The sequence below is a fragment of the Leclercia adecarboxylata genome (genome assembly GCF_035787115.1).
Classification (GTDB): Bacteria; Pseudomonadota; Gammaproteobacteria; order Enterobacterales; family Enterobacteriaceae; genus Enterobacter; species Enterobacter adecarboxylatus_E.
In genome coordinates this window covers 1-12,092 of record NZ_JALKTL010000008.1, presented here as the reverse complement: position 1 = coordinate 12,092, position 12,092 = coordinate 1, and the positions used below count along the sequence as shown (strand labels likewise).

Sequence of the window (12,092 nt, the reverse complement as noted above, 5' to 3'; positions counted from 1 at the left end):
AGGGTTAGTCGCTCTGCAGCATCTCTTCGAGCTGTTCCTGCGCTTCCAGCCAGGCCATTTCGCACTCCTCAAGGCTGGACTTGGTTTTGGCCTGCACCTGCAGGCACTCGGTCAGTTCGGCTTTGCGCGTCTGGTCATACAGGCCGCTGTCACCGAGCTTCTCTTCTACGGTGGCAAGCGTGGCGTTGAGCTTCTCCATCTCTTTTTCCAGACGGGTAATCTCTTTGCGCAGCGGCTGGGTCTGGGTGCGCAGCTCTGCCTCGCGACGTTTCTGATCCTTACGGGCCTGAGCGCTGTTGGCGTTCTCTTTGGCCCCTTCCGCTGGCTGACTTTCCTGCTTCTGCACGTCGCTCAGCCACTGTTGATAATCCTCCAGATCGCCATCGAACGGCTCGACTTTGCCGTCATGCACCAGATAGAGGTCGTCGGTGGTGGAGCGCAGCAGGTGACGGTCGTGCGAAACGACCACCAGCGCGCCTTCGAATTCGATCAACGCTTCGGTCAGCGCCTGACGCATGTCGAGATCGAGGTGGTTAGTCGGTTCATCGAGCAGCAGCAGGTTAGGGCGCTGCCAGACGATCAGCGCCAGCACCAGACGGGCTTTTTCGCCGCCGGAGAAGCGTTCGGTATGTTCGCTGACTTTATCGCCCTGGAAACCGAATCCACCCAGGTAATCGCGCAGCTTCTGCTCCAGCTCCTGTGGGGCCAGACGCGCCAGGTGCTGTAGCGGCGACTCGTCCGCGCGCAAGAATTCCAGCTGATGCTGGGCGAAATACCCGAGCTTAATGCCCTTCGCCAGGCCGATATCGCCCCGCACGGGTGTCAGCTCGCCCGCCAGTAGTTTGATCAGCGTCGATTTACCGGCGCCGTTGCGCCCAAGCAGACCGATACGGGAACCCGGCACCAGGTTGAGCTTGATCGAGTCCAGGATGATGCGTTCGCCATAGCCTGCGCTGACTTTTTCCATCTTCAGCAACGGGTTGGGCAAGCTTTCTGGCGCCCGGAAGCTAAAGTGGAACGGATTATCGACGTGCGCCGGGGCGATCATCTCCATACGTTCCAGCATCTTGATGCGGCTCTGGGCCTGCTTTGCTTTTGACGCCTTCGCCTTAAAGCGATCGACAAAGCTTTGCAGGTGCGCCACGCGCTGCTGCTGGCTTTCGTACATGGCCTGCTGCTGGGAAAGGCGTACCGCGCGCTGGCGCTCAAACGAGCTGTAGTTGCCGGTGTACTCGAACATCGTTTCCTGTTCGATATGAATAATTTTGTCCACCACCGGGTCGAGGAAGTCTCGGTCGTGAGAGATCAGGATCAGCGTGCCCGGATAGCTCTTCAGCCACTTCTCCAGCCAGATCACTGCATCCAGATCCAGGTGGTTAGTGGGTTCATCAAGCAGCAGCAAATCGGAGCGGCAGATCAGCGCCTGGGCCAGGTTAAGACGCATGCGCCAGCCACCCGAGAAATCGCTCACCTGGCGTTCCAGCTGCTCGTTGCTGAACCCGAGACCGTGTAAAAGACTGGCAGCGCGGGAGCGAATGGTCCAGGCATCAATGGCGTCGAGTTTGCCGTGCACAGTAGCGATCGCATGACCGTCGTTACGTTCGTTGGCGGCGTGCAGCTCGGCTTCCAGCTTGCGGTACTCCCGGTCACCGTCGATAACATAGTCCATCGCCGGTACGCTCAGGGCAGGCGTCTCCTGGTTGACCCAGGCCAGCTGCCAGTTGCCGGGGTAGGTAAAGTTACCGCCATCGGCACCGATCTCGTTTTTCAGCAATGACAGTAACGTGGATTTACCGCAGCCGTTTTTGCCCACCAGGCCCACTTTCTGGCCCGGATTAATGGTGGCTGTAGCGTTGTCCAGCAGGACACGTACGCCGCGACGAATTTGTAATGAGGAGAAAACAATCATAGAGCGCCGTATGTTCCGACTATGTTAAGTTGTCATTATAATCAGGTTAAATATGCCGCCACGCGCCGCGTGGGTGTGCCATGGTAGCCCAAAACAACAGTGATGACGACCCGGGAGAGGAATGATGTCCCAGACAGCAAAAGTGCTGCTGCTGTATGCCCATCCGGAGTCTCAGGACTCGGTCGCCAACCGGGTTTTGCTTCAACCGGCATTACAGCTCAGTAATGTGACGGTGCACGATCTTTACGCGCACTACCCCGATTTTTTTATCGATATCCCTTATGAGCAGGAACTGCTGCGTCAGCATGACGTCATCGTATTCCAGCATCCTCTCTATACCTATAGCTGCCCGGCGCTGCTGAAAGAGTGGCTGGATCGCGTGCTGAGCCGGGGATTTTCCAGTGGTCCGGGAGGAAACCAGCTGGCGGGAAAGTACTGGCGGAACGTCATTACCACCGGCGAGCCGGAGAGCGCTTACCGCCACGATGGCCTGAATCGCTACTCGATGAACGATATTTTACGCCCGTTTGAGCTGACGGCGGCCATGTGTCACATGCACTGGCTGAGTCCAATCGTGGTTTACTGGGCTCGCCGGCAGCCCCAGGATGAACTGGCCAGTCATGCCAGAGCATACGGTGACTGGCTGGCGGCGCCTAATCTGACGGGAGGCCACTGATGGAAGGCTCCGATCTTTTGCTGGCAGGGGTGCTGTTCCTGCTTGCCGCCGTGGTGGCAGTGCCCCTGGCATCTCGCCTGGGTATTGGCGCGGTGCTCGGCTATCTGCTGGCGGGTATTGCCATCGGCCCGTGGGGGCTGGGGTTCATCAGTGACGTGGACGAAATCCTGCACTTCTCGGAGCTGGGCGTTGTCTTTCTGATGTTTATTATCGGCCTTGAGCTGAATCCGGCCAAGCTCTGGCAGTTACGGCGCTCTATCTTTGGCGTTGGCGCCGCGCAGGTGCTGTGCAGCGCGGTGATCCTCGGCGGACTCCTGATGCTGACCCAGTTCTCATGGCAGGCCGCGGTGGTTGGCGGGATTGGCCTGGCGATGTCCTCCACCGCGATGGCGCTACAGCTGATGCGTGATAAGGGGATGAACCGCAGCGAAGCGGGGCAACTGGGTTTCTCGATCCTGCTGTTTCAGGATCTGGCGGTGATCCCGGCGCTGGCATTGGTTCCGCTGCTGGCAGGGTCGGGAGATGAACATTTCGACTGGATGAAAATTGGCATGAAGGTGCTGGCCTTTGCCGGCATGCTGATAGGTGGACGTTACCTTCTCCGCCCGGTTTTCCGCTTTATCGCCGCGTCCGGCGTGCGGGAAGTGTTTACCGCCGCGACGCTGCTGCTGGTGCTCGGATCGGCGTTGTTTATGGATGCGCTGGGGCTGTCGATGGCGCTCGGTACCTTTATCGCGGGTGTACTGCTGGCGGAGAGTGAGTACCGGCACGAGCTGGAAATTGCTATCGATCCCTTTAAAGGGCTGCTGTTAGGGCTGTTCTTTATTTCTGTCGGCATGGCGCTGAATCTCGGCGTGCTCTACACCCATATCCTGTGGGTCGTGATGAGCGTCGCCGTGCTGGTGGCCGTCAAAATGCTGGTGCTTTATGTGCTGGCGCGGGTCTATGGCTTGCGTCAGGCGGAGCGGGCGCAGCTTGCCGGGGTTTTGAGCCAGGGGGGAGAGTTTGCTTTTGTGCTCTTCTCCACAGCATCGTCTCAGAAATTGTTCCAGCATGACCAGATGGCGCTGCTGTTAGTAACCGTTACGCTGTCGATGATGACCACCCCGCTATTGATGAAGCTTATCGATAAGCAGCTGTCCCGCCGCATAAATGCCCCGGAAGATGAGCATGAAGCCCCCTGGGTGGAAGATGATAAGCCACAGGTGATTGTGGTGGGCTTCGGGCGTTTCGGTCAGGTCATCGGGCGTTTGCTGATGGCGAATAAAAAGCGTGTGACGGTGCTGGAGCGTGACATCAGCGCAGTCAACCTGATGCGCAAATACGGTTATAAGGTCTATTACGGCGATGCTACCCAGGTCGAACTGCTACGCTCCGCAGGGGCAGAGGCGGCAGAGTCGATAGTGATTACCTGTAATGACCCTGAAGACACCATGAAGCTGGTGGAGATCTGCCAGCAGCATTTTCCGCATCTGCATATCCTGGCCCGCGCGCGAGGACGTGTTGAGGCACACGAGCTGCTTCAGGCCGGGGTTAAATACTTCACCCGTGAGACCTTCTCAAGTGCGCTGGAGCTAGGGCGTAAAACCTTAGTGACGCTGGGTATGCATCCTCATCAGGCCCAGCGCGCGCAGTTACACTTTCGCCGTCTTGATATGCGCATGCTGCGCGAGCTGATGCCGGTGCATACTGATACGGTGCAGATTTCCCGTGTGCGGGAGGCGCGCCGTGAGCTGGAAGAGATTTTCCAGCGTGAAATGCAGCAGGAGCGTCGGCAGCTGGATGGCTGGGATGAATTTGAATAAAGAGGTAGAGAATGGCGGTACGTAAACGTTTTATCGCCGGCGCGAAATGCCCGGCCTGTCAGGCTCAGGATTCACTGGCCATGTGGCGCGAGAACAATATTGATATTGTTGAGTGTGTTAAGTGCGGACACCAGATGCGTGAAGCCGATAAAGAAGCGCGCGATCATGTACGCAAAGAAGAACAAGTGATCGGCATTTTTCATCCGGACTAGCGATATGTCCCGAGTTTTTTTAAGCTAAAGGGTACACGGGTGCAGAATTCGGCTACAATCTGCGCCAGCAATTTTCCCACGCTCAGGAGATATCATGAAAGTAGCAAAAGACCTGGTGGTCAGCCTGGCCTATCAGGTACGTACAGAAGACGGTGTGTTGGTTGATGAGTCTCCGGTGAGTGCGCCGCTGGACTACCTGCACGGTCACGGTTCCCTGATTTCCGGTCTGGAAAACGCGCTGGACGGTCATGAAGTTGGCGACAAATTTGATGTTGCTGTAGGCGCGAACGACGCTTACGGTCAGTACGATGAAAACCTGGTTCAGCGTGTTCCTAAAGACGTCTTCATGGGCGTTGACGAGCTGCAGGTTGGCATGCGTTTCCTGGCTGAAACTGACCAGGGTCCGGTTCCAGTTGAAATCACTGAAGTTGAAGACGACCACGTTGTGGTTGACGGCAACCACATGCTGGCTGGCCAGAACCTGAAGTTCAACGTTGAAGTGGTTGCGATCCGCGAAGCCACCGAAGAAGAGCTGGCTCACGGCCACGTTCACGGCGCGCACGGCCATGACCACGATCACGGTCACGATGGCTGCTGCGGTGGTCACGGCCACGATCACGACCATGGTCACGACCACGGTAAAGGCGGTTGCGGCGGTGGCGGCTGCGGTTGCCACTAATCGTTACGCCCTGAAGCCAAAAAAGCGGGATATTCCCGCTTTTTTTACGTCTTAATAATGGGGCGGCGGTGTCTCTTCCGACTGCGACGCAATGTGCGATGCCTGCGACGCTTTCACTTTTTCGGTTAGCAGTCGCATCAGATCCCGCAGTTTTGCCATCTCCAGTTCGTGGGCGGTCACGGTCTGATTTAGCTCATCGATGGTGATCTCCTGAAAAGCCAGGCGGCTTTCAAGTTCAGCCAGACGCGCTTCCATTTCTGTATTCTGCATGATTCACCTCGTTTGTTTCATTAAATCCGTCCGGGGCTGGCGGCGGCGAATTTTACCCGAGATTATCCCTGGGCGCAGTAATCATCCTGTTGCTGAGAAACTAATTTAAACAAAAATAGTCTGAAATGTGGTGCGAATCAGGGGTGTCTACCTGTAGATTTGTTCCTCAACGTTTTATAGTACGCTACTCATTTACGCTTAACACGGGGTGAGAGTCCCCGGCCCTGGAGAAATGGATGAAATCACTGTTTAAAGTAACGCTGCTGGCGACCACGATGGCTGTCGCGCTGCATGCGCCGCTGACTTTCGCTGCCGATACTGCGGCGAAGCCTGCTGCCACTGCTGACAGTAAAGCGGCGTTCAATAATGACGACCAGAAATCAGCCTACGCGCTGGGCGCATCTCTGGGCCGTTACATGGAAAACTCTCTGAAAGAGCAAGAAAAACTGGGTATCAAACTGGACCAGGCTCAGCTGATCGCGGGCGTTCAGGATGCGTTTGCGGACAAGAGCAAACTGTCTGACCAGGAAATCGAGCAAACTCTCCAGGCTTTCGAAGCGCGCGTGAAAGGCGCAGCGCAGGAGAAGATGGAGAAAGACGCGGCTGAGAACGAAACGAAAGGCAAAGCCTACCGTGATGCTTTCGCTAAAGAGAAAGGTGCAAAAACCTCTTCTACTGGCCTGGTCTATAAAGTAGAAAAAGAAGGGACCGGCGACGCACCGAAAGACAGCGATACCGTCGTTGTGAACTACAAAGGTACCCTGACCGACGGTAAAGAGTTCGATAACTCTTATACCCGCGGAGAGCCGCTCTCCTTCCGTCTGGATGGCGTTATCCCTGGCTGGACTGAAGGCCTGAAGAACATCAAGAAAGGCGGTAAAATCAAGCTGGTCATCCCACCGGATCTGGCTTATGGTAAAACCGGCGTTCCGGGTATCCCGGCGAACTCCACCCTGGTATTCGATGTAGAGCTGCTGGACATCAAGCCAGCGCCGAAAGCGGATGCTAAGGCTGACGCGAAGCCTGAGGCGTCAGCAGAAGCCACCAAGAAGTAAACCGGTAAAAAACCGCCGCCTCTGAAGCGGCGGTTTTTTTATTGTGGTGCAGATATAATTAACACTGGAAGCGCTACCTACGCTGTATTAATTTAATTGCCCGTGTAAATAATGAGCCTGCCCTGAAAACCTACCGACAGGCTCCTGAAAAGGAGTGTTTTTTTCATGACCAGGTCGCTTTTAACCAACGAAACCAGCGAACTTGATTTGCTGGATCAACGTCCTTTCGATCAGACCGATTTCGATATTCTGAAATCCTACGAAGCGGTAGTGGACGGGTTAGCGATGCTCATTGGGTCCCACTGCGAAATCGTTTTGCACTCCCTGCAAGATCTGAAATGTTCTGCCATCCGCATCGCCAATGGTGAGCATACTGGCCGTAAAATTGGCTCGCCAATCACCGACCTTGCACTGCGTATGCTGCACGACATGACCGGCGCGGACAGCAGCGTCTCCAAATGTTATTTCACCCGCGCGAAGAGCGGCGTTCTCATGAAGTCCGTGACCATCGCCATCCGCAACCGCGATCATCGCGTGATTGGTTTGCTGTGCATCAATATGAACCTTGATGTGCCGTTCTCCCAGATCATGAACACCTTTATTCCGCCAGAAACGCCGGATGTAGGATCCTCTGTAAACTTTGCCTCTTCCGTTGAAGACCTTGTCACCCAGACGCTGGAATTCACCATTGAAGAAGTTAACGCCGATCGCAATGTCTCTAACAATGCCAAGAACCGTCAGATCGTGCTTAACCTTTACGAAAAAGGCATCTTCGATATTAAAGACGCCATTAACCAGGTGGCCGATCGTCTCAATATCTCCAAGCACACGGTGTATCTCTACATTCGTCAGTTCAAAAGCGGTGATTTCCTGGGGCAAGAGAAATAATGCGTTTTGCATTAATGGTGACAGGCCCGGCATACGGTACGCAGCAGGCCAGCAGCGCGTTGCAGTTTGCCCGCGCACTGCTGGCTGCCGGACACGAGCTGACCAGCGTCTTTTTCTACCGCGAAGGCGTGTATAACGCTAACCAGCTGACATCCCCCGCATCTGACGAGTTCGATCTGGTTCGCGCCTGGCAGTCGCTCAATCAGGAACATGGCGTAGCCCTGCATATCTGTGTAGCGGCAGCGCTACGTCGGGGCATAACCGATGCGGGCGAAGCGCAACGACTGGGCTTGTCCGCGGCGAATCTTAATGACGGCTTTTCGCTCAGCGGCCTCGGGGCGCTGGCTCAGGCTGCATTAACCTGTGACCGGATGGTGCAATTCTGATGAACCGCGTTGCGTTTGTATTTAATTCCGCCCCGCACGGCAGTGCCAGCGGAAGGGAAGGGCTGGATGCGTTACTGGCGACTTCCGCGCTGACGGAAGAGATCGGTGTTTTCTTTATCGGAGATGGCGTACTTCAGCTGCTTGCCGGCCAGCGGCCACAAGCGGTGCTGGCGCGCGATTACATCGCGACATTTAAGGTTCTGCCGTTGTATGACATCGAGACGTTCTACGTCTGTGCGGCTTCCCTGCACGCGCGGGGCTTCAATGAACGCACGCCTTTTGTTCTGGACGCTACCGTACTGGCACCGGCGTTACTGCGTGAAAAACTTTCCCACTACGACACTATTCTGACATTCTGAGGCGGTCATGCTCCATACCCTGAGCCATTCCCCCTGGCATTGCGACATCGAAAGCCTGTTAAGCATGCTGCGTGAGGGCGATGCCGTGCTGCTCATTCAGGATGGCGTTCTGGCGGCGGTGGAAGGCAGCCGCTTTGTTGATATTCTCTGTAATGCCCCCATCTCTGTCTCAGCGCTTAAAGATGACATCGATGCACGCGGCCTCTCTGGTCAAATTTCAACCAAAATTGACGTGGTTAGCTATACTGATTTCGTCAATCTGGCTATCCAGCACACCGGCCAAATGAACTGGTGACCTGAGATCGCTGTATAATTCTTGACACCTTTTCGACGTAGCCCTAAAATTTCGCGTCCTCATATTGTATGAGGTCGTTTTATTACGTGTTTACGAAGCAAAAGCTAAAACCAGGAGCTATTTAATGGCAACAGTTAACCAGCTGGTACGCAAACCACGTGCACGCAAAGTTGCAAAAAGCAACGTGCCTGCGCTGGAAGCCTGCCCGCAGAAACGTGGCGTATGTACTCGTGTATATACCACCACTCCTAAAAAACCAAACTCCGCACTGCGTAAAGTATGCCGTGTGCGTTTGACTAACGGTTTTGAAGTGACTTCCTACATCGGTGGTGAAGGTCACAACCTGCAGGAGCACTCCGTGATCCTGATCCGTGGCGGTCGTGTAAAAGACCTTCCGGGTGTTCGTTACCACACCGTTCGTGGTGCGCTTGACTGCTCCGGCGTTAAAGACCGTAAGCAATCTCGCTCCAAATACGGCGTGAAACGTCCTAAGGCTTAATGGTTCTCCGTTAAGTAAGGCCAAACTGATTTATCTTAATGTCACACTAAACTCTTAGAGTTTTGGACAATCCTGAATTAACAACGGAGTATTCCCATGCCACGTCGTCGCGTCATTGGTCAGCGTAAAATTCTTCCAGATCCGAAATTCGGATCAGAACTGCTGGCAAAATTTGTAAATATCCTGATGGTAGATGGTAAAAAATCTACTGCAGAAGCAATCGTATACAGCGCGCTGGAGACCCTGGCTCAGCGTTCTGGTAAAAATGAACTGGAAGCTTTCGAAGTCGCTCTCGACAACGTACGTCCGACTGTAGAAGTTAAGTCTCGTCGCGTTGGTGGTTCTACTTATCAGGTACCAGTTGAAGTTCGTCCGGTCCGTCGTAATGCTCTGGCAATGCGTTGGATCGTTGAAGCTGCTCGTAAACGCGGTGATAAATCCATGGCTCTGCGTCTGGCGAACGAACTTTCTGACGCTGCAGACAACAAAGGTACTGCAGTTAAGAAACGTGAAGACGTTCACCGTATGGCAGAAGCCAACAAGGCGTTCGCACACTACCGTTGGTAATCCCTTCGGAGTATTAGTCACCAGGCGGGCGCTTCAGCGAAGCAGCCCGCTTTGGGTTACTTAACTGAACGCCTAAAAAGATAAACGAGGAATCAAATGGCTCGTACAACACCCATCGCACGCTACCGTAACATCGGTATCAGTGCGCACATCGACGCCGGTAAAACCACTACCACCGAACGTATTCTGTTCTACACCGGTGTAAACCATAAAATCGGTGAAGTTCATGACGGCGCCGCAACCATGGACTGGATGGAGCAGGAGCAGGAGCGTGGTATTACCATCACCTCCGCAGCGACTACTGCATTCTGGTCTGGTATGGCTAAGCAGTATGAACCACACCGCGTAAACATCATCGACACCCCGGGCCACGTTGACTTCACCATCGAAGTAGAACGTTCCATGCGTGTTCTTGATGGTGCGGTAATGGTTTACTGCGCAGTTGGTGGTGTTCAGCCACAGTCTGAAACCGTATGGCGTCAGGCAAACAAATACAAAGTTCCACGCATTGCGTTCGTTAACAAAATGGACCGCATGGGTGCGAACTTCCTGAAAGTTGTTGGTCAGATCAAAACCCGTCTGGGCGCGAACCCTGTTCCGCTGCAGCTGGCAATTGGTGCTGAAGAAGGTTTCACCGGTGTTGTTGACCTGGTGAAAATGAAAGCCATCAACTGGAACGAAGCAGACGCAGGCGTTACCTTCGAATACGAAGATATCCCGGCTGACATGCAGGACCTGGCTGACGAATGGCACCAGAACCTGATCGAGTCCGCTGCAGAAGCTTCAGAAGACCTGATGGAGAAATACCTGGGTGGTGAAGAACTGTCTGAAGAAGAGATCAAAACAGCTCTGCGTCAGCGTGTTCTGAACAACGAAATCATCCTGGTAACCTGTGGTTCTGCGTTCAAGAACAAAGGTGTTCAGGCGATGCTGGATGCGGTAATTGATTACCTGCCATCCCCGGTAGACGTTCCTGCGATCAACGGTATCCTGGACGACGGTAAAGACACGCCGGCTGAGCGTCACGCAAGTGATGACGAGCCGTTTGCTGCTCTGGCGTTCAAAATCGCTACCGACCCGTTCGTTGGTAACCTGACGTTCTTCCGCGTTTACTCTGGTGTGGTTAACTCCGGTGACACCATCCTGAACTCCGTGAAAGCTGCACGTGAGCGTTTCGGTCGTATCGTACAGATGCACGCGAACAAACGTGAAGAGATCAAAGAAGTTCGCGCGGGTGACATCGCTGCTGCTATCGGTCTGAAAGACGTGACTACTGGTGATACCCTGTGTAACCCAGATCACCCAATCATTCTGGAGCGCATGGAGTTCCCAGAGCCGGTAATCTCTATCGCCGTTGAACCAAAAACCAAAGCTGACCAGGAAAAAATGGGTCTGGCTCTGGGCCGTCTGGCTAAAGAAGACCCATCATTCCGCGTATGGACTGATGAAGAATCTAACCAGACCATCATCGCTGGTATGGGTGAACTGCACCTGGACATCATCGTTGACCGTATGAAGCGTGAATTCAACGTTGAAGCTAACGTGGGTAAACCTCAGGTTGCTTACCGCGAAGCGATTCGCCAGAAAGTTACCGATGTTGAAGGTAAACACGCTAAGCAGTCTGGTGGTCGTGGTCAGTATGGTCACGTTGTGATCGACATGTACCCACTGGAGCCGGGCTCTAACCCGAAAGGTTACGAGTTCATCAACGACATCAAAGGTGGTGTAATTCCTGGCGAATACATCCCTGCCGTTGATAAAGGTATCCAGGAGCAGCTGAAGTCTGGTCCGCTGGCTGGTTACCCGGTAGTAGACATGGGTATTCGTCTGCACTTCGGTTCTTACCATGACGTTGACTCCTCTGAACTGGCGTTTAAACTGGCAGCTTCTATCGCCTTTAAAGAAGGCTTTAAGAAAGCGAAACCAGTTCTGCTTGAGCCGATCATGAAGGTTGAAGTAGAAACTCCTGAAGAGAACACCGGTGATGTCATCGGTGACTTGAGCCGTCGTCGTGGTATGCTGCGCGGTCAGGAAACTAACGTTACAGGCGTTGTGATCCACGCTGAAGTTCCGCTGTCTGAAATGTTCGGATATGCAACTCAGCTGCGTTCTCTGACCAAAGGTCGTGCTTCTTACTCTATGGAGTTCCTGAAGTATGATGATGCGCCGAACAACGTTGCTCAGGCCGTAATTGAAGCCCGTGGTAAATAAGCCGTAGGGTTAAAATCTAAGTCCCGTGCCCCCTCGGTGAGGGGGCACTATAGTAAGGAATATAGCCGTGTCTAAAGAAAAATTTGAACGTACAAAACCGCACGTCAACGTTGGTACTATCGGCCACGTTGACCACGGTAAAACTACCCTGACTGCTGCAATCACTACCGTACTGGCTAAAACCTACGGCGGTGCTGCTCGTGCTTTCGACCAGATCGATAACGCACCAGAAGAAAAAGCTCGTGGTATCACCATCAACACTTCTCACGTTGAATATGACA

The 12,092-nt window shown here is 54.0% G+C and carries 15 protein-coding genes; 13 read left to right on the top strand and 2 right to left on the bottom strand.

The features are described 5' to 3' along the window. Window positions 1–4: 4 nt before the first annotated feature. Entirely contained in the window at window positions 5–1,909 is a 1,905-nt protein-coding gene (locus MXM41_RS20075) for an ABC transporter ATP-binding protein (protein ID WP_325933938.1), read from the bottom strand. Window positions 1,910–2,030: 121 nt separating this feature from the next. Here MXM41_RS20075 and kefG point away from each other — a divergent pair, with 121 nt between their 5' ends. The 4 genes from kefG (at window position 2,031) to slyD (ending at window position 5,281) form a co-directional block, all read left to right on the top strand. Then, window positions 2,031–2,585: a glutathione-regulated potassium-efflux system ancillary protein KefG gene (gene kefG, locus MXM41_RS20070; protein ID WP_325933935.1), complete on the top strand. Its 555-nt coding sequence runs from the start codon at window positions 2,031–2,033 to the stop codon at window positions 2,583–2,585. Beyond that, window positions 2,585–4,390 carry a glutathione-regulated potassium-efflux system protein KefB gene (gene kefB / locus MXM41_RS20065; protein WP_325933934.1) on the top strand — a complete coding sequence of 602 codons (1,806 nt, stop codon included), beginning with the start codon at window positions 2,585–2,587 and terminating at the stop codon, window positions 4,388–4,390. The genes kefG and kefB overlap by 1 nt, the downstream gene beginning before the upstream one ends. A gap of 11 nt (window positions 4,391–4,401) precedes the next feature. After that, window positions 4,402–4,602: a YheV family putative zinc ribbon protein gene (locus MXM41_RS20060; RefSeq protein ID WP_325933932.1), complete on the top strand. Its 201-nt coding sequence runs from the start codon at window positions 4,402–4,404 to the stop codon at window positions 4,600–4,602. Window positions 4,603–4,696: 94 nt separating this feature from the next. Further along, window positions 4,697–5,281 carry a peptidylprolyl isomerase gene (slyD, locus tag MXM41_RS20055; protein WP_325933930.1) on the top strand — a complete coding sequence of 195 codons (585 nt, stop codon included), beginning with the start codon at window positions 4,697–4,699 and terminating at the stop codon, window positions 5,279–5,281. A 51-nt stretch (window positions 5,282–5,332) separates the two neighbouring features. Here the strand turns inward: slyD and MXM41_RS20050 are convergent, their stop codons facing one another. Continuing rightward, window positions 5,333–5,551, bottom strand: coding sequence for a protein SlyX (locus MXM41_RS20050; protein WP_325933929.1), 219 nt, complete (start codon window positions 5,549–5,551; stop codon window positions 5,333–5,335). Window positions 5,552–5,787: 236 nt separating this feature from the next. On the opposite strand from MXM41_RS20050, the gene fkpA reads away from it, so the two are divergent. The 9 genes from fkpA to MXM41_RS20005 all read left to right on the top strand — a co-directional run. After that, complete coding sequence (gene fkpA, locus MXM41_RS20045) at window positions 5,788–6,606, top strand: FKBP-type peptidyl-prolyl cis-trans isomerase (protein WP_325933928.1); 819 nt, start codon at window positions 5,788–5,790, stop codon at window positions 6,604–6,606. 165 nt (window positions 6,607–6,771) lie between these two features. Beyond that, window positions 6,772–7,494 (top strand): helix-turn-helix transcriptional regulator, encoded by a 723-nt coding sequence (locus MXM41_RS20040; protein WP_103824847.1) that lies wholly within the window; start codon window positions 6,772–6,774, stop codon window positions 7,492–7,494. Then, window positions 7,494–7,880: a sulfurtransferase complex subunit TusD gene (tusD, locus tag MXM41_RS20035; RefSeq protein WP_325933927.1), complete on the top strand. Its 387-nt coding sequence runs from the start codon at window positions 7,494–7,496 to the stop codon at window positions 7,878–7,880. The genes MXM41_RS20040 and tusD overlap by 1 nt, the downstream gene beginning before the upstream one ends. After that, window positions 7,880–8,239, top strand: coding sequence for a sulfurtransferase complex subunit TusC (tusC, locus tag MXM41_RS20030; RefSeq protein WP_325933926.1), 360 nt, complete (start codon window positions 7,880–7,882; stop codon window positions 8,237–8,239). Before tusD ends, tusC begins: the two co-directional genes overlap by 1 nt. A gap of 7 nt (window positions 8,240–8,246) precedes the next feature. Then, on the top strand, window positions 8,247–8,534 hold the full coding sequence (gene tusB, locus MXM41_RS20025) for a sulfurtransferase complex subunit TusB (RefSeq protein WP_325933925.1): 288 nt from the start codon (window positions 8,247–8,249) through the stop codon (window positions 8,532–8,534). 124 nt (window positions 8,535–8,658) lie between these two features. Beyond that, window positions 8,659–9,033, top strand: coding sequence for a 30S ribosomal protein S12 (gene rpsL, locus MXM41_RS20020; protein ID WP_003023654.1), 375 nt, complete (start codon window positions 8,659–8,661; stop codon window positions 9,031–9,033). Window positions 9,034–9,129: 96 nt separating this feature from the next. After that, entirely contained in the window at window positions 9,130–9,600 is a 471-nt protein-coding gene (gene rpsG / locus MXM41_RS20015; protein ID WP_004106370.1) for a 30S ribosomal protein S7, read from the top strand. A gap of 96 nt (window positions 9,601–9,696) precedes the next feature. After that, complete coding sequence (gene fusA, locus MXM41_RS20010) at window positions 9,697–11,811, top strand: elongation factor G (protein WP_325933924.1); 2,115 nt, start codon at window positions 9,697–9,699, stop codon at window positions 11,809–11,811. Window positions 11,812–11,878: 67 nt separating this feature from the next. Beyond that, a partial coding sequence (locus MXM41_RS20005; RefSeq protein WP_000031662.1) for a GTP-binding protein occupies window positions 11,879–12,092 on the top strand: 214 nt, incomplete at its 3' end.

Coding starts and splice junctions, on each gene's coding strand:
- MXM41_RS20075 (WP_325933938.1), bottom strand. CDS start 1,909: ATGATTGTTTTCTCCTCATTACAAATTCGTCGCGGCGTACGTGTCCTG.
- kefG (WP_325933935.1), top strand. CDS start 2,031: ATGATGTCCCAGACAGCAAAAGTGCTGCTGCTGTATGCCCATCCGGAG.
- kefB (WP_325933934.1), top strand. CDS start 2,585: ATGGAAGGCTCCGATCTTTTGCTGGCAGGGGTGCTGTTCCTGCTTGCC.
- MXM41_RS20060 (WP_325933932.1), top strand. CDS start 4,402: ATGGCGGTACGTAAACGTTTTATCGCCGGCGCGAAATGCCCGGCCTGT.
- slyD (WP_325933930.1), top strand. CDS start 4,697: ATGAAAGTAGCAAAAGACCTGGTGGTCAGCCTGGCCTATCAGGTACGT.
- MXM41_RS20050 (WP_325933929.1), bottom strand. CDS start 5,551: ATGCAGAATACAGAAATGGAAGCGCGTCTGGCTGAACTTGAAAGCCGC.
- fkpA (WP_325933928.1), top strand. CDS start 5,788: ATGAAATCACTGTTTAAAGTAACGCTGCTGGCGACCACGATGGCTGTC.
- MXM41_RS20040 (WP_103824847.1), top strand. CDS start 6,772: ATGACCAGGTCGCTTTTAACCAACGAAACCAGCGAACTTGATTTGCTG.
- tusD (WP_325933927.1), top strand. CDS start 7,494: ATGCGTTTTGCATTAATGGTGACAGGCCCGGCATACGGTACGCAGCAG.
- tusC (WP_325933926.1), top strand. CDS start 7,880: ATGAACCGCGTTGCGTTTGTATTTAATTCCGCCCCGCACGGCAGTGCC.
- tusB (WP_325933925.1), top strand. CDS start 8,247: ATGCTCCATACCCTGAGCCATTCCCCCTGGCATTGCGACATCGAAAGC.
- rpsL (WP_003023654.1), top strand. CDS start 8,659: ATGGCAACAGTTAACCAGCTGGTACGCAAACCACGTGCACGCAAAGTT.
- rpsG (WP_004106370.1), top strand. CDS start 9,130: ATGCCACGTCGTCGCGTCATTGGTCAGCGTAAAATTCTTCCAGATCCG.
- fusA (WP_325933924.1), top strand. CDS start 9,697: ATGGCTCGTACAACACCCATCGCACGCTACCGTAACATCGGTATCAGT.